The organism is Arthrobacter sp. 10N410 (genome assembly GCF_056394945.1).
This window is the reverse complement of record NZ_JBFTIP010000001.1, coordinates 272,230-294,121: the sequence shown is the minus strand read 5'-3', so window position 1 is coordinate 294,121 and position 21,892 is coordinate 272,230. Positions and strand designations below refer to the sequence as shown.

General features: G+C 68.3%; 18 protein-coding genes and 1 tRNA gene. 12 read left to right on the top strand and 7 right to left on the bottom strand.

Going from position 1 to position 21,892, the window contains the following annotated elements:
* Window positions 1-190 precede the first annotated feature (190 nt).
* Genes acs through AC1DB8_RS01390 form a run of 5 tightly spaced genes read left to right on the top strand, consistent with a single transcriptional unit; the run spans window position 191 to window position 5,511 of the window.
* Complete coding sequence (gene acs, locus AC1DB8_RS01410; protein ID WP_476892284.1) at window positions 191-2,227, top strand: acetate--CoA ligase; 2,037 nt, start codon at window positions 191-193, stop codon at window positions 2,225-2,227.
* A gap of 43 nt (window positions 2,228-2,270) precedes the next feature.
* Window positions 2,271-3,512, top strand: a complete 1,242-nt coding sequence (locus AC1DB8_RS01405; RefSeq protein ID WP_476891997.1) for a protoporphyrinogen/coproporphyrinogen oxidase — start codon at window positions 2,271-2,273, stop codon at window positions 3,510-3,512.
* On the top strand, window positions 3,509-3,931 hold the full coding sequence (locus AC1DB8_RS01400; RefSeq protein WP_476891996.1) for an SRPBCC family protein: 423 nt from the start codon (window positions 3,509-3,511) through the stop codon (window positions 3,929-3,931). Before AC1DB8_RS01405 ends, AC1DB8_RS01400 begins: the two co-directional genes overlap by 4 nt.
* A 57-nt stretch (window positions 3,932-3,988) precedes the next feature.
* Window positions 3,989-4,462 carry a type II 3-dehydroquinate dehydratase gene (gene aroQ / locus AC1DB8_RS01395; protein ID WP_441416799.1) on the top strand — a complete coding sequence of 158 codons (474 nt, stop codon included), beginning with the start codon at window positions 3,989-3,991 and terminating at the stop codon, window positions 4,460-4,462.
* Window positions 4,463-4,464: 2 nt separating this feature from the next.
* Entirely contained in the window at window positions 4,465-5,511 is a 1,047-nt protein-coding gene (locus tag AC1DB8_RS01390) for a DUF2332 domain-containing protein (RefSeq protein ID WP_476891995.1), read from the top strand.
* Between the two features lie 40 nt (window positions 5,512-5,551).
* Here the strand turns inward: AC1DB8_RS01390 and AC1DB8_RS01385 are convergent, their stop codons facing one another.
* The gene (locus AC1DB8_RS01385) at window positions 5,552-6,733 is read right to left on the bottom strand and encodes a MarP family serine protease (protein ID WP_476891994.1); all 1,182 of its coding nucleotides are present in this window, start codon (window positions 6,731-6,733) and stop codon (window positions 5,552-5,554) included.
* A gap of 193 nt (window positions 6,734-6,926) precedes the next feature.
* Here AC1DB8_RS01385 and AC1DB8_RS01380 point away from each other — a divergent pair, with 193 nt between their 5' ends.
* Window positions 6,927-7,604, top strand: a complete 678-nt coding sequence (locus AC1DB8_RS01380) for a Crp/Fnr family transcriptional regulator (RefSeq protein ID WP_011693220.1) — start codon at window positions 6,927-6,929, stop codon at window positions 7,602-7,604.
* Window positions 7,605-8,275: 671 nt separating this feature from the next.
* Here the strand turns inward: AC1DB8_RS01380 and AC1DB8_RS01375 are convergent.
* Genes AC1DB8_RS01375 through AC1DB8_RS01365 form a run of 3 tightly spaced genes read right to left on the bottom strand, consistent with a single transcriptional unit; the run spans window position 8,276 to window position 9,932 of the window.
* Window positions 8,276-9,187, bottom strand: coding sequence for an NUDIX hydrolase (locus tag AC1DB8_RS01375; protein WP_476891993.1), 912 nt, complete (start codon window positions 9,185-9,187; stop codon window positions 8,276-8,278).
* A gap of 17 nt (window positions 9,188-9,204) precedes the next feature.
* A complete protein-coding gene (locus AC1DB8_RS01370; RefSeq protein WP_476892283.1) occupies window positions 9,205-9,723 on the bottom strand; it encodes a RidA family protein in 519 nt (172 codons plus the stop codon).
* A 53-nt stretch (window positions 9,724-9,776) separates the two neighbouring features.
* Entirely contained in the window at window positions 9,777-9,932 is a 156-nt protein-coding gene (locus AC1DB8_RS01365; RefSeq protein ID WP_175321496.1) for a DUF4177 domain-containing protein, read from the bottom strand.
* A gap of 37 nt (window positions 9,933-9,969) precedes the next feature.
* On the opposite strand from AC1DB8_RS01365, the gene AC1DB8_RS01360 reads away from it, so the two are divergent.
* The 5 genes from AC1DB8_RS01360 (at window position 9,970) to AC1DB8_RS01340 (ending at window position 17,687) form a co-directional block, all read left to right on the top strand.
* Window positions 9,970-12,318: a transglycosylase domain-containing protein gene (locus AC1DB8_RS01360; protein WP_476891992.1), complete on the top strand. Its 2,349-nt coding sequence runs from the start codon at window positions 9,970-9,972 to the stop codon at window positions 12,316-12,318.
* Window positions 12,315-13,262 (top strand): metallophosphoesterase, encoded by a 948-nt coding sequence (locus tag AC1DB8_RS01355; RefSeq protein ID WP_476891991.1) that lies wholly within the window; start codon window positions 12,315-12,317, stop codon window positions 13,260-13,262. Before AC1DB8_RS01360 ends, AC1DB8_RS01355 begins: the two co-directional genes overlap by 4 nt.
* 565 nt (window positions 13,263-13,827) lie before the next feature.
* Entirely contained in the window at window positions 13,828-15,645 is a 1,818-nt protein-coding gene (locus AC1DB8_RS01350) for an ABC transporter ATP-binding protein (RefSeq protein WP_441416792.1), read from the top strand.
* Window positions 15,642-17,474, top strand: coding sequence for an ABC transporter ATP-binding protein (locus AC1DB8_RS01345; protein WP_441416791.1), 1,833 nt, complete (start codon window positions 15,642-15,644; stop codon window positions 17,472-17,474). Before AC1DB8_RS01350 ends, AC1DB8_RS01345 begins: the two co-directional genes overlap by 4 nt.
* 136 nt (window positions 17,475-17,610) lie before the next feature.
* Window positions 17,611-17,687: transfer RNA gene (locus tag AC1DB8_RS01340), tRNA-Pro, on the top strand.
* A gap of 227 nt (window positions 17,688-17,914) precedes the next feature.
* Here AC1DB8_RS01340 and AC1DB8_RS01335 read toward each other — a convergent pair.
* The gene (locus tag AC1DB8_RS01335; protein ID WP_175321501.1) at window positions 17,915-18,160 is read right to left on the bottom strand and encodes a hypothetical protein; all 246 of its coding nucleotides are present in this window, start codon (window positions 18,158-18,160) and stop codon (window positions 17,915-17,917) included.
* Between the two features lie 143 nt (window positions 18,161-18,303).
* Between AC1DB8_RS01335 and AC1DB8_RS01330 the strand changes: the two genes are divergently transcribed.
* Window positions 18,304-19,569, top strand: coding sequence for a helix-turn-helix domain-containing protein (locus AC1DB8_RS01330; RefSeq protein WP_175321502.1), 1,266 nt, complete (start codon window positions 18,304-18,306; stop codon window positions 19,567-19,569).
* 33 nt (window positions 19,570-19,602) lie between these two features.
* Here AC1DB8_RS01330 and AC1DB8_RS01325 read toward each other — a convergent pair whose 3' ends face one another.
* Both AC1DB8_RS01325 and purD read right to left on the bottom strand, forming a co-directional pair.
* Window positions 19,603-20,550, bottom strand: coding sequence for a phosphoribosylaminoimidazolesuccinocarboxamide synthase (locus tag AC1DB8_RS01325; protein ID WP_476891990.1), 948 nt, complete (start codon window positions 20,548-20,550; stop codon window positions 19,603-19,605).
* A 2-nt stretch (window positions 20,551-20,552) separates the two neighbouring features.
* Window positions 20,553-21,878 (bottom strand): phosphoribosylamine--glycine ligase, encoded by a 1,326-nt coding sequence (gene purD, locus AC1DB8_RS01320; protein WP_441416789.1) that lies wholly within the window; start codon window positions 21,876-21,878, stop codon window positions 20,553-20,555.
* Window positions 21,879-21,892 lie beyond the last annotated feature (14 nt).

Here is a 21,892-nt window from a genome sequence, read left to right as displayed (position 1 = left end):
AAACACCGCTCACGGCGCCCTTTGTGACGGGGCACACGTTCTGTCGCACCCGGGCGTTAGTGTGTATTTCGGAACAGCTCTTTGCGGTACGCCCGTGACCAGCCGATGCCCGATGCCGCGCAAGCGGCCCGGCGCCGCGGCGGCCACGGACGTTCCGTGCAGCACGGATCGATGAATGATGAGGTTCACCATGTCCCAGCAGACCCCCGGCTCCGCCACCACGACTCAGACGCCCCGGCACGGCGATGCGTTCGAAAACCTGTCGCAGGAGAACCGCAGGTTCGCCCCCTCGGCCGAATTCGCAGCCAACGCCGTGGTCACCGCCGCCGACTACGCCGAGGCCGACGCGGACCGGCCGGCCTTCTGGGCCAAGCAGGCCCGCGGGCTGCTGAGCTGGAGCAAGGACTTCACCCAGACGTTGGACTGGTCCGACCCGCCGTTCGCCAAGTGGTTCGTCGGCGGCGAGATCAATGCCGCGTACAACGCCCTGGACCGGCACGTCGAGGCCGGCAACGGGGACCGGGTTGCCATCTACTTCGAGGGCGAGCCCGGCGACACCCGCAGCTACACCTACGCGCAGCTCACCGAAGAGGTCAAGAAGGCCGCCAACGCGTTCGAATCCCTCGGCGTGGCCAAGGGTGACCGCGTGGCCGTGTACCTGCCGATGATCCCCGAGGCCGTCATCACCCTGCTGGCCTGCGCCCGGATCGGCGCGATCCACTCGGTGGTGTTCGGCGGCTTCTCCGCCGAGGCGCTCCGCTCCCGGATCGACGACGCCGAGGCCAAGCTCGTGGTCACCGCCGACGGCACCTACCGCCGCGGCAAGCCCAGCGCCCTCAAGCCGGCCGTCGACGAGGCGCTGGCCCACGAGGGCGACGGTTCCGGGCACACCGTCCAGAACGTCGTGGTGGTCAAGCGCAACGGCCAGGACGTCGACTGGCACGAGGGCCGGGACCACTGGTGGTCCGACACGGTCGGCGCCGCGTCCGCCGAGCACACCGCCGTCGGCCACGACGCCGAACACCCGCTGTTCATCCTCTACACCTCCGGAACCACCGGCAAGCCCAAGGGCATCCTGCACACCACCGGCGGCTACCTCACCCAGGGCGCCTACACGCACAAGGCGGTCTTCGACCTGCACCCGGAAACGGATGTCTACTGGTGCACGGCCGACGTCGGCTGGATCACCGGCCACTCCTACGTCGCCTACGCGCCGCTCATCAACGGAGCCACCCAGGTGATGTATGAGGGCACCCCCGACTCCCCGCACCAGGGCCGCTGGTGGGAGATCGTGGAGAAGTACAAGGTCTCCATTCTCTACACCGCCCCCACCGCCATCCGCACCTTCATGAAGTGGGGCAAGGAAATCCCGGCGAAGTCGGACCTGTCCTCGATCCGCGTCCTGGGCTCGGTGGGCGAACCCATCAACCCCGAGGCGTGGATGTGGTACCGGGAGGTCATCGGCGCCAACGCCGGGAAGAACGGGGAGAAGAAGGAGAACCCGGCCCCGATCGTGGACACCTGGTGGCAGACCGAAACCGGCGCGCAGATGATCGCGCCGCTTCCCGGAGTTACCGCGACCAAGCCGGGCTCCGCCCAGGTCCCGCTGCCCGGCATCGCCGTGGACGTCGTCGACGAAGCCGGCGAGTCGGTGCCCAACGGCGCCGGCGGCTACCTCGTCATCCGCGAGCCGTGGCCCGCCATGCTGCGCGGCATCTGGGGTGATCCGGAGCGCTTCAAGGACACCTACTGGTCCCGCTTCGAAACGATGTACTTCGCCGGCGACGGCGCCAAGAAGGACGACGACGGCGACATCTGGCTGCTCGGCCGGGTGGACGATGTCATGAACATCTCCGGCCACCGGCTCTCCACCGCCGAGATCGAATCCGCCCTCGTGTCCCACCCGGCCGTGGCGGAAGCCGCCGTCGTCGGCGCGGCGGACGAGACCACCGGGCAGGCCGTCGTGGCGTTCGTGATCCTGCGCGGGGACGCGGTCAACTCGGGCGACGCGATCGTCCAGGAGCTCCGCAACCATGTGAGCAAGGAGATCGGCCCGATCGCCAAGCCCAAGACCATCCTCGTGGTGCCGGAACTGCCCAAGACCCGCTCCGGCAAGATCATGCGCCGGCTGCTGAAAGACGTGGCCGAGGGCCGCGAGGTGGGCGATGCCACCACCCTGGCCGACAACACCGTGATGGCACAGATCGCGCACTCGCTCAAGAAGTGAGCACGGACCCGGGCCGGGCTGCACGGAACGGAATCATGCGGCCATGACGGATTCGTGCGAGGTGCTGGTGGTCGGGGCCGGCCTGGCCGGGTTGCAGTGCGCCCGGGAACTGCAGGCCGCCGGGCGCGAGGTGGTGGTTTGGGAGGCCTCCGACGCCGTCGGGGGCAGGATCCGGACGGACCGGGTGGACGGTTTCCTCGTGGACCGCGGCTTTCAGGTCCTGAACCCCGCGTACCCGGCGGTCCGGCAGTGGGTCGACGTGCACGCCCTGGCGCTGCAGGCCTTCGGTGCCGGCCTCCGGGTCCGGCTGCCGGACAACCTGGCGGTCCTGGCCCACCCCCTGCGGGAGCCGGGGCTCATCCTGCAGACCCTCCGCAGCGGAATTCTCAGCCCCCGCGCCGTCGTGGGGCTGCTGCGCTGGGCCGCCCCGGCCTTCGCCGGGCCCCTTCGGCGGAGCGGCCAGGATGTTGCGTTGCACGACGCCCTCGACCGGGCCGGCTGCTCGGGCGAACTGCGCACCGTGGTGGAGCGGTTCCTCGCCGGCGTACTGCTGGAGGACGAGGGCAGCACCTCCAACAACTTTGCCTTGCAGCTGGTACGCGTCTTCGCGGCCGGGGTTCCCGGACTGCCGCGCGAGGGCATGCAGGCCCTCCCGCAGCAGCTGGCGGATGCCCTGGCCGCCCCGGTCCGCACCTCCACCCGGGTGGAGAAGATCACGCCGGACGGGAACGGGGCCCTGGTCACCGCCGCGGGGACCGCCATCCGGGCCCGCCACGTCGTTCTCGCCGCCGATCCGGTCGACGCGGCCAGGCTCGCCGGGAGCGAGGCGCCCGCCATGAAGGCAGTGCTCACGCACTGGTTCGCCGCCGACTCGGCACCCACCGACGCGCGCATGCTCTGCATCGACGGCCGCACCCGCCCCGGCGGACCGCTGCTCAACGCGGCCGTCATCTCCAACTCGGCACCAAGTTACGCGCCTGCCGGCCGGCACCTGATCCAGACCTCTGCCCTGTTCGGCGCGGGCCGGCCGGTTCCCAGCGACGCGGACGTCCTCCGGCACGCCGGGGACATTTTCGGTTGCTCCACGGCCGGCTGGGAACTGGTGGCAAGGCACGAAATCGCGCACGCCCTGCCCGTGCAGCCACCCCCGCTGCGGACCCGGCAACCGGTGGAGGGCCCGGACGGGATCACCATCTGCGGCGACCACCGGGAGACGGCTTCCATTCAGGGCGCGCTCGTCAGCGGCCACCGCGCCGCGCTGGCCGTCCTGGGCCGGCCCGGGTGACATTCTCCGTTTCGCGCCGGGTTGCCGCGCCCGCCGGCGTGGTGTGGAAGCTGCTCACGGACACCGGGAAGTGGCCGGCGTGGGGGCCATCGATCACCGGCGTCGAACCTGCCACCGATGCGGGTGCCCTCCCGGGACTCGCGCCCGGCAGCCGCGGAAAGGTACGCACCGTCCTGGGGCTAGCGCTCCCGTACACCGTGACAGGGTTTGACGCCGGCCGGTACTGGTCATGGTCCGTTGCGGGCATCCCGGCCACCGGCCACCGGGTAACCCCGCAGGACGACGGCTGTCTGCTCACCTTCACCGTGCCCTGGTGGGCACCGGCCTACCTCCCGGTCTGCGCCCTGGCACTGCGGCGGATAGAACGGCTCGCAACCGGTCCGGGGACCCCTGCCGGGCGCGGACCTGACCGTGATTGATGAACTCCGCAAGAAACAGCAGGGTACGGTCCGGCCCAACGCGATACATTGGCAGGCATGAGCGAAGCCACCCCCTCGGACGCCCGTCGCGGCACCATCCTGGTCCTGAACGGGCCCAACCTGAACCTGCTCGGCACCCGTGAGCCCGAAAAGTACGGCACGGCCACACTGGCCGACGTCGAACAGCTCGCCAAGGACACCGGAGCGGCGCACGGGCTCGACGTCGAGTGCTTCCAGTCCAACCATGAGGGCGCCCTCGTGGACGCCATCCACGCCGCCCGCGGGAAGGCGGTGGGCATCGTCCTGAACGCCGGCGCCTACACGCACACCTCGGTGGCGATCCGGGACGCAATAACGGCCGTGCAGCTGCCCGCCGTCGAGGTGCACATCACCAACGTGCACGCCCGGGAAGCGTTCCGGCACCATTCCTATCTTTCGGACATCAGCAAGGCCGTGATCGCCGGCGCGGGCATCCTCGGGTACCGCTTCGCCGTCGAGTACCTCGCCGAGCTGAACGCGGGCCGGGGCTGATCATGTCCCCCGCGCCGGAGCCCCCGGGGACAGCCGACTGGTACCGCCATTTCGGCACCATTGACGCGCCCGGCAACTCCGCGTGCTATGCGGAGTGGTCCACGGCCATCGCGGACGACCCCGAGCTGATCCGGCGCATCGACGAGTGGCCGCACAACAAGCGCCAGCCGCTGCTGATGCTGGCCGCCGCCCGATTCCTCGGCGCCCGGATCGGCCCCTACGCCGGGTTCCGGGACTTCCTGGATACCCACTGGGACGGGGTCTCCCGGATTGTCCTCTCCCGGTCCACCCAGACAAACGAGGCCGGCCGTTGCGCCGCCCTGCTCCCGTCCCTGGCCCGGATCGCCGCCGCGGAGGGACGCCCGCTGGCCCTCATCGAGGTCGGCGCTTCGGCAGGACTGACGCTGTACCCGGACCGCTACGGCTACGAGTTCGACGACGGCTCCGGCGCCGTGACGCGGCTGCTCCCCGCCGGTGCCGCGCCCGGGGCTTATCCCGTGCTGCGGTGCGCCACGGCCGGCCCGGTGCCGCTGCCGGCCGCGCTGCCCGCGGTGGTGTGGCGCGCCGGCATCGATTTGAACCCTTTGGACATCCGGGACCCCGACGACGTCGCCTGGCTGGAGGCGCTGATCTGGCCGGAGCAGGACTTCCGCCGCGAGCGGCTGCGGCAGGCGATCGCCGTCGCACGGACGGATCCGCCGCTGCTGGTGGCCGGGGACCTCAACGAACAGCTTGTGTCATTGGCGCAGCAGGCGCCGCCGGAGACCGCCCTGGTGGTCTTCCACAGCGCCGTCATGGCGTACCTCGACGCCGCCGGCCGCGAACGTTTCCGCGACGCCATCGCCCTGCTGGCCGCGGACCGGGGCTGCCACTGGATCTCGAACGAGGGCCACACGGTCATCCTGCAGGCGGACGGCTCCAGCGTGGTTCCCGAAATGGACGAATCCCGACTCCGCGGCCGCTTCCTGCTGCTGGAGGACGGCCTGCCCGTGGCCATGGCCGGCCCGCACGGCCAGAGCCTGGAGTGGATCGAAGCGGCCCCGGCCTGACGGCGCCAACCGGCGGTTCCCGCCGGTTTCCTGCCGCCGGCTATTTCTTAATGCACTGGCCCGGAGAGACGGCGTCGCCCAGCCCGGGGGCCTTTGCGGCCACGGGGCCGAGGTCGTTCATGGTGATGGCGAAGCCCAGCGAGGGCTCGGAGGTGGATTTCGCGAAGACGACGCCGGCCACCTGGCCGCCCGTGGTCAGCAACGGACCGCCGGAGTTCCCCGGCTGCACGTCGCCCGCGAGCCGGTAGACATCCTCGGCAGCGGCGTTGTTGCCGTAGATGTCCGGGACCAGGACGGTGGTGATGTCCCGCACCGTGGCCGGCTTGGACTGGAACGGACCGCCGTGCGGGTAGCCCGCGAACGCCGCCGGGCTGCCGGCCGGAAGGTCGCGGCCCAGCGACAACGGCGCGGCGCGCAGCCCGTCCACGGCCAGGACGGCGAGGTCATGCCGGCTGTCGAAGTAAACGACCCTGCCGGGGAGGGCTCCGCCGCCCGGGACCTCGACAACGGGCTCCGGGACGCCGGCCACCACGTGGGCGTTCGTCACGACCCGGCCGGGCGAGACCACAAAGCCCGTTCCGGTCTGGTTCTGGCCGCACTGGTAGGCCGTCCCGGCAATCTTGAGCACGGAGGCGGCGGCCTTGTTCAGGGGAGGGGTGTCGGTGCTGGCGTCGGGCACGGGCACGGCCCGTCCGCCGACACCCTCGAACAGGGTCGGGATGCCATCGCCGATCACGGCCGAACGCAACTGCGCCATCGACGTCTTCAGCGGCGTGGGGGTGACGCCGTCGATGAAACCGATCACCTTGGAGTCGGCCAACTGTTGGGAAACAAAGGGAACGCCGAGGGCGCTGATACTGAAGGCCAACATGGACATCACGAGGGCGGACACGGCGAGATTGACCCCGCCGCCCACCACCCGGTCGGCAAGTCGGAGCGGACTGATTTTGACGACGCTGCGGATGCGCCGCCCAATCATGGTGCCGAGGCCGTGCCCCAGCATCATCAGCAGCACGGCCGTGGCAATGATCGCGGTGAGCCGCCAGCCGGGATCGTCGACGAGGTCGCTGACGATCGGGACAGACAGGAAGGCGGCCACGGCGCCCGCCGCGAACCCGGCGATTCCGCCCAGCGTCACTAGGAAGCCGTTGCGCAGGCCATAGATCAGGTAGGACAAGAGCGTCAGCATCAACGCCAGGTCCAAGATGGTCAAGCCGAACACCGGGGCTCCTTAGTGACTGGTAGGAACCCCATTCTACCGGCGCGGACTGACAGTTTGCCGGGGGCCCAAGGCGGCCCGGACCGTCACCCGCCCGGCGTTTCACGCGTTTCGGTGCCAAGTACGTCACAGAAGCCTCAAAATTCTGAAACAATGGCTGAAGCGCCCCAGCCGACACAGTAAGTCAGGAGATTTCATGGATATCGAGGTATTGCGCCGCGCACCCCTTTTCGCCACGCTCGACGACGAGGCGTTCCGTCTGCTGACGGACGAACTCACCGAGGTGGACCTCTCACGCGGAGCCTCGGTATTCCGGGAAGGCGACCAGGGTGACCAGCTCTACTTCATCGTCTCCGGCAAAGTGAAGCTCGGCCGCACGTCCCCCGACGGCCGCGAGTCGCTGCTCGCCATCCTCGGCCCGGGCGAACTGTTCGGCGAAATGGCGCTGTTCGACCCGAGCCCGCGCACCGCAACGGCCACCGCCGTCTCCGAGACCCGCCTGGCCGGGCTGAAGAACGAGAGCCTCAACGCCCTCCTGCGCACCCGCCCCGAGGTCTCGGCCCAGCTGCTCCAGGCCCTGGCACGGCGCCTGCGCCGCACCAACGATTCGCTCTCCGACCTTGTCTTCTCGGACGTCCCGGGCCGCGTGGCCAAGGCGCTGCTGGACTTGGCCGACCGCTTTGGCCGCCCGGCGACGGACGGTGTCCTGGTGGCCCACGAACTCACCCAGGAAGAACTGGCCCAGCTGGTCGGCGCCTCCCGCGAGACCGTCAACAAGGCCCTGGCCGAGTTCGTCCAGCGCGGCTGGCTGCGCCTCGAGGCGCGCGCCGTCGTGATTCTCGACATGCAGCGCCTCCGCCAGCGCTCCCGCTAGGCACAGCCGCCGCAACGCGAGCCTTAGACACAGAGGGCCGGCCCGTTTTCMCGGGCCGGCCCTCTGCGGTTTTAGGTGTTGTTCTCGGCTTCTTCCGGCGTTACGGAATCTGGGTCTGGCCGGCGGGACATGTCCATCCTTCGCCAACGCTCCCGCGGGACATGTCCATCCTTGGATGCCACGAGTGGGCACATACCCACTATGTCCAATGCCCAACCGGCGCAATAGACATGTCCGGTGGTCGAGGCGAGGCTCCAGCTGGCATGTCCTGCCCTTGAGCGAAGGCCCGGCGGACATGCCCATCCCTGCACGCCAGGGATGGACATATACCCAATATGCCCATTCCTCAGCGCCAACGATGGGCATGTCCAGCCATGGGCTCAGGTCCGGGCGGGCACGTCCATTGCCCGGCGCCAACTATGGGCATGTCCAGCCATGGGCTCAGGTCCCAACGGGCATGTCCATTGCCCGGCGCCAACGATGAGCATGTCCAGCCATCGGCTCAGGTCCGGGCGGGCATGTCCAGCCATCGGCTCAGGTCCGAACGGGTATGTCCATTGCTCGGCACCAACAATGGGCATGTCCAGCCATGAGCTCAGGTCCCAACGGGCATGCCCACTCCTCGGCACCAACGATGGGCATGTCCAATGGTCGGGCCGAAGCGGGCGACCCTACCGTTCCCGCTGCGGTTCCCCGGCGACGGTCTTGGCGGCCTCGACTTCCAGCATGAGCCGGCCGTCTTCCTCCACCAGGGCCGGCTGATAGGCGTGGGCCTTGCGCTTGTAGCTGAGGTAGGCGATGCAGCCGTTAGCGGCGGCCATCTTCTCCAGCATGATCTCCGAGCCCGGGACCAGCAGCTGGCCGAGCTTCAGCCCCACGGTGTTGGGCTGGCCCACCTCATCGCCCAGCGCCGTCGTGTCGCGCTCGGCAATGACCTTGCGGACGCACACCCAGCGCGCCCAGACACCCTTGCTGGCCAGCAGCGAAGGCTGCTGGTTCATCGGGATGGTCGCGGCAAAGTACCGGGTGTTGAAGCGTCGGTGGGCGAAGTCGGGGCTGAGCCAGTTCACCAGCGGCTTGAGCAGATCGGTCCGCACCGAAAGCCCGCGCTTGGCGAGCACGTCGGTGAAGGACTTTTCCTGGTCGGCGACGGCCTCCCGGGCGCGCATCCACTCGGCCGTGGACGTTGCCTCCACGGTGGTCGACTGGTCCGGACCGGCCAGCAGGACTCCGGTTTCCTCGAACAGCTCACGGATGGCGCCCACCACGTGGCGTCGCGCCAGGCCGACGTCGGACGTGCCCATCTGCTCGGCCCACCATTGCGGCGAGGGGCCAAGCCAGCCCACGGCGTCGTCGTCGGACGTCTCGAGCGAGCCGCCGGGAAAGGCGAGGACGCCCAGCGGCGAGGACCCTGGTCGGTAGCCCAGCCAGGTCTCCAGGCCGGTGGGCGAATCCCGCAACAGGACGACGGAGGAGGCGTAGCGGGGGGCACGGGGGGTCCGCTCGCCGTGTTCAAGCCAGCTGCGGGCTGCCCCCTCAAGATCCGGGGGAAGGCTAAACAGGCGTCGTGCTAAGTGCGGCAAGGGAAGCGACCGGCCCTCTAGGCGAATTCAGCGATCAGTTCGACCTCGACCGGAGAGTCGAGCGGCAGAACTGAAACGCCGACGGCGGAACGTGCGTGCTGGCCGGCGTCGCCCAGGACCTTGCCCAGGAGCTCGGAGGCGCCGTTGATGACACCGGGCTGGCCGGTGAATGAGGGATCGGAAGAAACGAAGCCGACGACCTTGACGATCCGGGTGATCCGGTCCAGGTCGCCAATGACGCTCTTCACCGCGGCCAGCGCGTTGACGGCGCAGACCTCGGCGTAGCGCTTGGCCGCTTCCGGGGACACGGTCGATTCGTCCGAGGTCCCTTCGGTCCCGGAGGAGACCTTGCCGGTGGCTTCGAGCTTGCCGTTGATGAAAGGCAGCTGGCCGGAGGTGTAGACGTGGTTGCCGGAGATGACGGCCGGAACGTAGGCGGCCACCGGTGCGGCAACCTCGGGAAGGGTCAGGCCGAGCTCGGCCAGGCGCTGTTCGACGGCGGACGACGCGCCGGTGCCGGCGTCATTTTGGGCCATGGTGGCGGGGCTCGCGGCCTCGGCCGGAGCCGCCGTTTCGGGGGTGCTCATGGCTAGTTCTTCTCCCGCTTCAGGTAGGCAACCAGGCCGTTTCCATCGGGGCCCGGAACAACCTGGACGAGCTCCCAGCCGTCGTCTCCCCACTGGTCCAGGATCTGCTTCGTCGCGTGGATAATGAGCGGAATCGTGGCGTACTCCCATTTGGTCATGAAGTAAAGCCTAGTCCTTGCCGGTAAAGTGGAAAACATGGCGACTGGTAAGAACCCTTTATTCGACACGGCCACCACCCTCGGAAAGCTCATCCTTTTCCTGGGCGTGAGCGCGATTTGTGGTGTCCTGATGGCGGGCCTGCTGGTCCCCGCGGCCGCCGTCTCCGGCAACGCCGCAAGCGGTTCGATCAAGTTCTTCGAGACCCTGCCGGCCGAACTGAAGGTCGACCCGCCGAGCCAGTCGACCAAGATCCTGGCCGCGGACGGCAGCGTCATCGCCAACCTCTACCTTGAGAACCGCACCCGCGTGTCCTTGGACCAGATGTCGCCGTACATCAAGGACGCGGTGATCGCCATCGAGGACAGCCGCTTCTACGAGCACGGTGGCGTCGACACCACCGGTATTCTCCGCGCGCTCGTCGCCACCGCGCGCGGCAACAAGCAGGGCGCCTCGACCATCACCCAGCAGTACGTGAACAACGTCATCAACTCCTCCCTGGAGTCCGAAGGCAAGGGCGACCAGGTCCTGCTGAACGGTGTCAACAAGGGCGTCGGCGACAAGCTCCGCGAGATGAAGCTGGCGATCGCGCTGGAGAAGAAGTTCACCAAGGAACAGATCCTTGAGGGCTACCTGAACATCGTCTTCTTCAACCGCGATGCCTACGGCATCGAGGCGGCCTCACGGCTGTTCTTCAGCACCTCGGCCAAGAACCTGACGCTGCCTCAGGCCGCGCTCCTGGCCGGCGTCGTGAACAGCCCGTCCTTCTACGACCCGATCACCAACCCGGACAACGCCAAGGTCCGCCGCAACCTGGTGCTCAAGGCCATGCTCACCCAGGGCAAGATCAAGCAGGCGCAGTACGACGCCGCGGTCGCCACCCCGGTCAAGACGAAGGTGACCCAGCCGCGCCAGGGTTGCGCCTACTCGCCGACGTCGCCGTACTTCTGCGACTACGTGCTGCACCTCCTGCTCAACAACCCGGCGTACGGGGCGGACGCGAAGGAACGCGAGCGGAAGATCTTCCGCGGCGGACTGACCATCAAGACCACGCTGGAGCCCAAGGCACAGAAGGTTGCGCAGGCGCAGGTGGACGCCGCTGCCGGAGCGAACCCGAACAAGTGGGGTGCCTCCCTGGTCTCCGTGGAGCCGGGGACGGGCAAGATTACCAACATGGCCCAGAACACGTCCTGGCTGCCGGCCAAGGGCAAGTTCGACACCCAGCTGAACTTTAACGTCGACAAGTACGACGACAAGGGCAACGACCTTAATGGCCTCGGCGGTGCCCAGCCGGGCTCCACTATGAAGCCGTTCACTTTCGCCGAATGGCTGGACGAGGGCAAGTCCATGAATACCGTGGTGGACGGCTCCGTGCGCCGCTACCCGTTGGACTTCCAGTGGCGGAACTCCTGCGGCGTCACCACGGGCGCCTACAGCACCCCGGAACACGACGCGCAACTGGGTGCCGCCGAGGACCTCCAGAACGCGGAGCCGGACTACTACAGGCCCATGACGGTGCTGAAGGGTCTCTACAACTCGATCAACACCATTACCTTCGCCTCGGCCGCGCAGCTCGACTTCTGCGGGATCCAAAAGATCGTGGACGCGGCAGGACTGCACTCCGGCCTGCCCACCCGTGACCAGAACCAGAAGATTGTGTTGGATGCGAACGGGAAGATCAAGGAACCGAACCCGAAGATCAACATGTCGATGCTGTCGAATCTCCTCGGTTCCACCCAGACCGCGCCGCTGACCATGGCCAGCGCCTTCGCCACCTTCGCCAACGACGGCCGCTACTGCGAGCCGATTGCGATCACCTCCGTGACGGATGCGACCGGGGCCAAACTGCCCGCCCAGGCCACGAACTGCCGGGACGCCCTCAAGCCCGAGGTTGCGCGCGGCGTGAACTACGCGCTGCAGGAAGTCCTGAACCGCGGCTCCGGCTCGCTCATCCAGCCGCGCATTTCCACCGTGACCAACTTCCCGATTGCGGCGAAGACCGGTACCTCGAACAACAACGGCTCCACCTGGGTGGTCGGGCACACCACCGGTCTGGCGACGGCGGCCTGGTTCGGCGACCCGCTCGGCGACCAGGGACGGTCCGGGCAGAACATCACTGTCAACGGCCAGTTTTACGAAGGCATCGACGGTTACATGATCGCCGGGCCGATGTTCTCCAAGTTCATGGCCGAGATCGCCCCCTCGCACGGCACCGAGCCGTTCCCGGATCCGCCGTCGAACCTGCTGTCCGAGCCGTACCAGCAGCCGACCAACAACGGCACCGGCCAAAACAACAACAACTACATGCCGCCGGCGACGCAGAACCCGGCACCGGCACCGTCGTCTCCCGCGCCGGCTCCGAAGCCCGACCCCGGTAAGAAGCCGTGACCGCCGGAACCACCCTGGCCAGCCGCGCCCGAAGCATCGGGCGCGGCTTTGCCGTAACCACCGCCGTCGGCGCCGCCGCGGGAGCCGCCGCTGCCGGCTACGGATTGTGGGAGAAGAACCAGTTCGTGCTGCGGGAGGAGTCGCTTCCCATCCTGCCGGCCGGGTACGGGCCGCTCCGAGTGCTGCACCTGAGCGACATCCACTTCGTCCCCGGCCAGAGCCGCAAGGCCGCGTGGCTGCGCTCCCTCGCCGGGCTGGAGCCGGACCTGGTGGTGAACACCGGCGACAACCTCAGCCACGCCAAGGCAGTCGATCCCCTGCTGGAGGCGCTGCGGCCGCTGATGGAGTTCCCGGGAGTCTTCGTTCCCGGCTCGAACGACTACTTCGCGCCGCGGCTGAAGAACCCGGCATCCTACCTGCTGGGGCCGTCCAAATCGCGCCCCGACCCCGTCGAGCTGGACTGGCCGCGGCTCCGGTCAGGCTTCGGCATGGGCGGCTGGGTGGATCTGACCAACCGCTGCCAGTCGCTCGTGCTCAAGGGCCTGCGCGTGGACTTCTCCGGCGTCGACGACCCGCACCTTCGCCTCGAGCGCTACGCCGGCTGGCCGCGCGGCACCAAGGGCCAGGACGCCAAACCGCACCTGCGGATCGCCGTCGCGCATGCCCCGTACCAGCGGGTGCTGGACCACTTCACCGAGGACGCCGCGGACCTGCTGCTGGCCGGCCACACTCATGGCGGCCAGATCTGCGTCCCGGGCTACGGCGCCCTCGTGGCCAACTGCGACCTGCCCACCTGGCGTGCCAAGGGACTGCACGACTGGGAAAGCAACGGACGCACGACGCCGGTCAATGTCTCCGGCGGAATCGGCACCTCACGCTTCGCCCCGGTCCGGATCGCCTGCAAGCCCGAGGCCGTGCTGCTCACCCTCACCGCCCGGCCCTGAGCCCGTCGGCGCCTCCCCCGTGCCAGCTCTCCACGGGACATGCCCACCCCCGCGCTCTGACTCTCCGCGGGACATGCCCACCCCCGCGCTCTGACTCTCCGCGGGACATGCCCACCCCCGGCACTTACTCCCCGTGGGACATGCCCGATCTTCACGCCCAGGGATGGACATAACGGCATCCTGCCCACTCCCGGCGTCCAGGGATGGACATGTCCCCCAGGGGCGGTCGCGAAGAATGAGCATGCTCGACTGAGCGGCCGCGGAATGGGCATGTCCCAAACCCGTGTGCTCGAGGAACGGGCATGCCTCGAACTCGTGCCATCAAAAAACGGGCATGTCCCGCCCAGCCGCCGAGGAATGGGCATGTCCCGCTGGCATGCCGGGCGATGGGCATGTCCCCAGGGGCAGGCCCTCCCTCGTGCCATTGCGGAACATAATTACTGGGACAGATTCCGGAACGGCCCGATATCCTGTGAACCGGGTCACGCGATGGCCTAGGGTAGTTGCTACAGGAAACTACATCCAGTTGCGTAATCCATTTCGCAGTTGCAGTTAAGAAGCAGGCATGGCCAAGCAGACTCCGTTTTTCTCATCAATCAGCCGTCTCTATCCGCACGTCAGACCGATCATGCCGCGGCTGGTCATGGGCCTGCTGTCCGCCCTGCTGGCCAGCGTCGTCGCCCTGGCCATCCCCCAGGTGCTGCGCGTACTCATCAACGACTGGCTGAGGCCCGGCGGCAGCAGCCAGGCCGTCTGGATCGCCTCGACCGTGATCCTGCTGCTGGGCATCGCCGAAGCCGGGCTGGTGGCACTGCGCCGCCAATTCGTCATCAACCCGGCCACCACGGTGGAAACCCGGATGCGGGTGTCGCTCTACGACCATCTGCAGGACCTGACCGTCTCCTTCCATGACCGCTGGGGTTCCGGTCAGCTGCTCTCGCGCGCCATGACAGACCTGAACTTCCTCCGGCGCTGGATGGCGTTCGGGGCGATCATGCTCGTGGTCACCACGCTGACCGTGGTGATCGGCGTCGTCGTGATGTTCTCCATGAGCTGGCAGCTGGCCCTGATCTTCCTGGCCGCCGCCGTGCCGATCATGATCTACGGCTTCCGGTTCCGGACCCGCTTCAGCAAGGTGGCCCGCCGCAGCCAGGACCAGGCCGGAGACCTCGCCACCACGGTCGAGGAGTCCGTCCACGGCATCCGCGTGCTCAAAGCCTTCGGACGCAGCCGCGAGGCGCTCGAAAATTTCAATGAACAGGCCGAGGAACTGCGCCAGACCGAGATCGCGAAGGCCAAGCACCTGGCCGCCTTTAGCCTCGTCGTCACCTTGCTGCCAGAACTCGCCCTCGGTGCCGGGCTCGTCGTCGGCGTCATGCTCGCGGCCGACGGGCAGCTGAGCATCGGCTCGCTCGTGGCCTTTTTCGCCACCGCCGCCGTGATCGCCGCACCGGTGGAGTTCTGCGGCATGCTGCTGGCGATGGCGCTCACCGCCAAGTCCGCCGTGGACCGGCACTTTGAGGTAATGGACTCGGTCAACACCATCACCAGCCCGCCGCAGCCGCGCCGGCCTGCCGAGCTCAAGGGCGCCCTGGGCTTCCACAACGCCACCTTCGCCTTCGAGGACGCACCGGACAAGCCGATCCTCAAGGACATCAGCCTTGACATCCGCCCCGGCGAGACCATGGCCCTGGTGGGCATCACCGGCAGCGGCAAGAGTGCCCTGCTGCAGCTGGTGCCGCGCCTGTTCGAGGTCACGGCGGGCTCCGTCACGATCGACGGCGTGGACCTGCGCGACTTCAGCGTGGAGGAGCTGCGCACCGTCGTCGCCGTCGCCTTCGAGGACACCACCCTGTTTTCCAACTCCGTCCGGGACAACGTGCTCCTCGGCGTGCAGGGGCACGAGACGGAGGAGCGCCGGGAGCAGATCCTGGCCGAGGCGCTGGACACCGCCCAGGCCCACTTCGCCTACTCCCTGCCGGAGGGACTGGACACCCTGATCGGCGAGGAGGGCCTCAGCCTCTCCGGCGGCCAGCGGCAGCGCATCGCCCTGGCACGGGCCGTCGCGGCCCAGCCGAAGGTGCTGGTCCTGGACGATCCGCTCTCCGCGCTGGACGTGAACACCGAGGAACTCGTCGAGGCAAGGCTCCGTGAGGTGCTCGCTGACACCACCACCCTGATCGTGGCCCACCGTCCCTCCACCGTGGCCCTGGCCGACCGCGTGGCCCTGCTGCAGGACGGCCGGATCTCCGCCGTCGGCACCCACACCGAACTGCTCGCGGAGAACAGCCACTACCGCTACGTGATCGCCAGCCTGGACCCGGAACCTAGGGACCTGGACTCCGAATTGTCCGCCCTCGAGGCCGAGGAGGTGTCGCGATGAGCACGGCCACCTTCGGCACCACCAACGAGGACAACGCCCACCTTTCCAAATCCGAGAGCAAGACCGTCCGGCGCCGCTCCCTGGCCCTCCTCGGTTCGCTGATCCGTCCCGTCCGCCTGCGTTTCTGGCTGACCATCGCCGCCGTCGTGCTGTCCCAGGCCGCCCGCGTCGCCGGGCCGGCCCTGATTGCCTTCGGCATTGACCACGCCCTGCCTGCCCTGCGCGCCGGGGACAACCTCCCGCTGGTGCTGGCCGGCGTCGCGTACCTCGCCGCGGCCGTCGCGACCGCCGGGCTCACCGCCCTGTACGTGACCTCGACGGCGCGCCTGAGCCAGGCGATGCTGCTGGACCTGCGCGTGCGGGTCTTCCGGCAGACCCAGCGGCTGAGCCTGGAATTCCACGAGAAGTACACCTCGGGACGCATCATCGCCCGGCAGACCTCGGATCTTGAGGCCCTGCGCGAACTCCTCGACTCGGGGGTCAGCTCGCTCGCCTCCGGGATGCTGTTCATGATCTTCACCGCCGTCACGGTGTTTGCCCTGGACTGGCGCAGCGGGCTGCTGGTGCTCGCGGCCGGCGTGCCGATGTACTTCCTGGCCCGCTGGTACCAGAAGCACTCGCAGATAGCGTTCCGCGAATCCCGCGTCGTCTCGGCCCGGCTGATTGTGCACTTCGTCGAGACCATGACCGGTATCCGTGCGGTCAAGGCCTTCCGCAAGGAGCGCCAGAACGCCGAGCGCTACGCCGAACTCTCCGAGGAGTACCGCAAGGTCACCGTCCGCTCCATCAACCTCAACGGCGTCTTCCAGCCCGGCCTGGTGCTGATCGGGAACGTCTGCGTCGCGGTCGTGCTGCTTTCCGGCGGCTTCCGCGTCCTCAGCGGCGAGCTCGCCGTCGGCGTGCTGCTGGCCCTGATCCTGTCCACCAAGCGGTTCTTCCAGCCGGTGGACCAGATGGCGATGTTCTACAACTCCTTCCAGAGCGCCCAGGCGGCGCTGGAAAAGGTCTCCGGGCTGCTGGAGGAAATACCCACCGTCCGGCCGCCGAAAAACCCCGTGGCCCTGCCCGAGGCGAAGGGCAGCATCGATTTCGAGAACGTCGAGTTCCGCTACGGCGACGGCCCGGTCATCATCCCGGCCATGGACCTGCATATTCCCGCGGGCCAGACGGTCGCGCTGGTGGGCCAGACCGGGGCCGGTAAGTCGACGCTGGCCAAGCTGATCGCCCGCTTCTACGACGTCTCCTCCGGCTCGCTCACGCTCGACGGCGTGGACCTGCGGCAGCTGACGACGGCGGACCTGCGCCGGAACGTCGTCATGGTCACCCAGGAGGCCTTCCTGTTCAGCGGATCGGTGGCGGACAACATCGCCCTGGGCCGGCCCGAGGCCTCCCGGCAGGAGATCGAGGACGCCGCAAAGGCCGTCGGCGCCCACGAGTTCATCTCGGCTCTCCCGGAGGGCTACGACACCGACGTCAACAAGCGCGGCGGCCGGGTCTCGGCCGGGCAGCGCCAGCTGATCAGCTTTGCCCGGGCCTTCCTGGCCCGGCCCGCCGTCCTGATCCTCGACGAGGCGACGTCCTCGCTGGACATCCCGTCCGAGCGGATGGTCCAGGCCGGGCTGGCGAGCCTGCTGCAGGGCGTCAGCTCCGGCGAGGCGGGCCGCACGGCGTTGATCATCGCGCATCGGCTCTCCACCGTGGAGACCGCGGACCGGGTGCTCGTGGTCCATGACGGCCGGGTGGTGGAGGACGGCACACCGGCGGAGCTGATCGGCGGCGGCGGGCGCTTCGCCAAGCTGCACGGCGCTTGGAAGGACTCGCTCGTCTGATTCCTCCGCTCCGGCGGCGCTTCGACGAAGCTCCGGCGGCGCTTCGACGAAGCTCGGCCGGCGCTTCGACGGCGCCGATTTCGCATCCGGGGCCGGAATCGGATACTCTTGTGAAGTTGCTTTTGAAGTAACGGATCGGGATGTGGCGCAGCTTGGTAGCGCGCGTCGTTCGGGACGACGAGGTCGCAGGTTCAAATCCTGTCATCCCGACCAATCTAAAGAGGGTCTTCCAATCGGAAGGCCCTCTTTTGTGTGCCCTGCGATATTTGCGCCCTTCCGACGGCGCCCGCACCGTCCGCCGCCGTCGTACCCCATCGACTGCTCCGCAACCGCCGTTTAGACCCGTCATAAAGGTCCGCTTCGGAGCAATCGACGGAGGGACCGGGGCAAAGAACAGCCCCGGGACACCTTGGGTGTCCCGGGGCTGCCTGGAGCGTTGGTTACATCGGGTCCGGCCAGTTGCCGATGTTGGTGGAGTTGGACATCGGGTCCGGCCAGTTGCCGATGGCCGAGAGGGTGCCATTGCTCGAGCTCATGGGATCGGGCCAGTTGCCGATCGCCAGGGTGCTGTTGCTCATGGGGTCCGGCCAGTTACCGATGGCACTTACTGACAGCACTGCGGGAGCCGCTGCGGAGAACGCCAGAGCCCCAGCCAAGGCGACAGAGGCAGCAATCTTCTTAAACATGTGGGTTCCTCAATACGAGTCGGAAATACGATTCGGAAAGTTACAAAGCCAGCACCAGCCCTTGTTGACATACATTGTAAAATTACTTGCACAGAGACTGTCAAGCATTTAGTACATCGACTGTCCGGAATTAGGAGGATCCCGTGGGGAACGGATTCGGGGAAAAACTCCGAGCGGAACGGCTGGAACGCGGCCTCACCCAGGCCGAACTGGGTAAGGACCTGTTTTCACCCAGCTACATCTCGCTACTGGAGACCGGCCGCCGTGAACCGACCGCGGATGTCATCGAAGAGCTCGCCCGCCGGCTGGAGCTCGCCCCCAAGGCGCTGGAGGCCTGGAGCCAGCCCGTGTCCGTCAGCGACGCCGAATACGTGCTCGCCGGGCTGTACGCGCGGCAGGCCTGGGATCTGCGCGACTATCCGCTCGCTGCCAGCCACGCCGCCACGGCCGCCCAGATCGCGCTGGAGGGGAAGAACACCAGCGCCTGGTGGAACATGACCTACATGCAGGCCGAATGCCTGATGAAGCAGGGCCAGCTCAAGGAATGCCAGAACCTGGTACAGCGGCTGCTGGACCACCCGATGGCTGCCGAATCGGCCGGCCTCGGGGTGCGCGCCCGGCAGATGCTTGCCGCCGTGTGCCACGGCCAGGGCCAGCTGGCGGTCGCCGTCGAGCACGCCCAGGAAGCGGTGCGGCTCTGCGCCCAGCTGCCCAAGGGCTCCACCCTGATCATCGGCGCGCTGCGCGCCCTGATCGGCGCCCTCGCAGAAAGCGGCCGGCTCGACGAGGCCTGGCAGTACTGCCAGGACATGAACGACCAGATGGATGACCAGTCCATCTCCCAGCTGGCCGGAGAGGTCGCCTGGGTGATCGGGAACGTGGCGTTCATGCGGCATGACTACGCCGAAGGCATCAAGTACCACGAGAAGGCGGCCAAGCTGCTCTCCCCGGCGAACGACATCGACCTCTGGGCCCGGTTTAACAAGGCTTCCGCCGCGGTCCGCCTGTCCTCCGGGATCGTCGAACCGGAAACCCTGTCATCGATCGAGCGCGCCGAGCTGGCCCTTTCCATCGTGGGCGGCAACAAGACCGACCGGCTCGAGGTGGCCTTCATCCGGGCACGCTGGCTGTACCTCACCGGGGACATCGTCGGCGCGGTACAGAAGCTGCGGGAAATCCACGCCGAACGGGATTCACTGGCCAAACACGTCGCCGGCGAGGTGGCCCTGCTGCTCGGCAAGGCGCTCAAGGCCGCCGGCGAGTCCGAGGAAGCCCTCGTCTATCTCGAGGAAGCGCAGAAGGAGTTCAGCGCGGCCGGGGCCTCGGACCGGGTCCAGCAGGCCATGGACGCCGTGCTGGAAATCCGGCTGGCCCAGCGCCGCGCCGAAGCCGCCGCCGCCGGAAGCTAGGCGGACGGCTGGGCGCCAGGCGAAGGCGGACGGCTAGGCGAAGGCCCGGCCCGTCAGCAACTCGTAAGCTTCCACGTAGCGGCTGCGGGTGCGGGCGACGACGTCGGCCGGCAGCGCCGGCGGCGGCGTGTCGGAGGACTTGTCCCAGCCCGATTCGGCCGACGTCAGCCAGTCCCGCACGTATTGCTTGTCATATGACGGCTGTGCCTTGCCCGGCTCATAGGTGGCGGCATCCCAGAACCGCGAGGAGTCGGGGGTCAGGACCTCGTCGCCGAGCGTGATGACGCCGGTCGCGGCGTCGATGCCGAATTCGACCTTGGTGTCGGCCAGGATGATGCCGCGGCCGCGGGCGATCTCCTCGGCCTTGGTGTAGATCTCCAGGGTCAGCTCGCGGAGCCGGCCAGCGATGTCCGGGCCCACCAGCGCGACCACGGCGTCGTAGGTGATGTTCTCGTCGTGCTCGCCCACCTCGGCTTTCGCGGAGGGGGTGAAGATGGCCTCGGCAAGCCGGGACCCGTCCACCAGGCCGGCCGGCAGCGGAATGCTGCACACGGTCCCGGACTGCCGGTATTCGGCCAGCCCGGAGCCGGTCAGGTAGCCGCGGGCGATGCATTCCACCGGGAACATGTCCAGCTTCTTGCAGATCATCGCGCGGCCCTCGACCGCCGCGGGAACGCCGCCGTCGACCGTGGACGCGAGCACGTGGTGCTCCACACCCAGCTGCTCGAACCACCACAGGCTCAGCTGGGTGAGGATGCGCCCCTTGTCCGGGATCTCGCTCGCGAGGACATGGTCGTAGGCGCTGATGCGGTCGCTCGCGACAACCAGGACGCACTCGTGGCCGACGCGTTCGGTGATGGACGCGTCCGCCGGGACGTAGAGGTCGCGGACCTTGCCGGAGTAGACATGCTTCCAGCCGGGCAGGTCCAGCGTCTCGGTGTGCAGGCCGCCGGTGGGCATCGCGGATTCAGTTGCGTTCATGCTCAGGCCTTCGCTTTCGCCGCGGCGGCCGCGGCAGCCGAGGCTGTGCCGGGCGCCGTCACCTTGATTTCGCCGCGGGCGGCTTTGCCGCCGATGTCGGTACGGAACTGGCCGCCGTCGAGCTGGACGAGTTCGACGCCGTCGTACGCCCGTTCGCGGGCCTCCACGAGGTCCGTGCCGAGCGCCACCACGGCGAGGACGCGGCCGCCCGCGGAGACGACCTTGCCCTCGTCGTCGAGCTTGGTGCCGGCATGGATCACGTGCACGCCCTCAATGGCTTCGACCTTCTTCAGGCCGCGGATCCGGTCCCCGGTCCGGGGCGTGCCGGGATAGTTTTCGGCGGCGACGACGACGGCGACCGCCGACTCCTTGGACCAGCGCAGCGGCTGGACCTTGTCCAGTTCGCCCTTGGCGGCGGCCATCAGCAGGCCGCCGAGGGGCGTCTTGAGCCGGGCCAGGACGGCCTGGGTTTCCGGGTCGCCGAACCGGACGTTGAACTCGATGACGCGGGTGCCGCGGGAGGTCAGGGCGAGGCCGACGAAGAGTACGCCGACGAACGGGGTGCCGCGGTGGGCCATCTGGTTGACGGTGGGCTGCGCGACCCGGTCGATGACCTCCTGGACGAGGCCTTCGGGGGCCCAATCGAGCGGGGTGTAGGCGCCCATGCCGCCCGTGTTGGGGCCTTCGTCGTTGTCGAAGATGCGCTTGAAATCCTGTGCCGGGGAGAGCGCCACGGTGGTGCTGCCGTCGCAGAGGACAAACACGGAGACCTCGGGGCCGTCAAGGAATTCCTCGATCACCACGGTGCCGCCGGCGTCGAAGCAGCTCTGCGCGTGCGCCAGCGCCTCGTCCCGGTTGCGGGTGACGACGACGCCCTTGCCGGCGGCGAGCCCGTCATCCTTCACGACGTAGGGGGCGCCGAAGGTGTCGAGCGCGTCGGCCGCTTCCTCGGCGTTGGAGGCCACCCGGGCCATCGCGGTGGGCACGCCGGCCTCGGCCATGACTTCCTTGGCGAACGCCTTGGAGGCCTCAAGCTGGGCGGCGGCCTTGCTGGGGCCGAACACCGGGATCCCGGCGTCGCGGACGGCATCGGAGACACCCGCGGCCAGCGGGGCTTCCGGACCGACCACCACGAGGTCGACGGCGAGCTTGGTAGCCAGCGCGGCGACGGCGTCGGGGTTGTTCGCGTCGATGGCGTGTGTGGGGACCAGCTTGCTGATACCGGCGTTGCCCGGGGCCGCGTGGACCTCGGAAACATTGGGGTCGGCGAGCAAGGATCGGACAATGGCGTGTTCGCGGCCGCCGGGGCCGATGACAAGTACCTTCACAGTTCCCAAGGGTA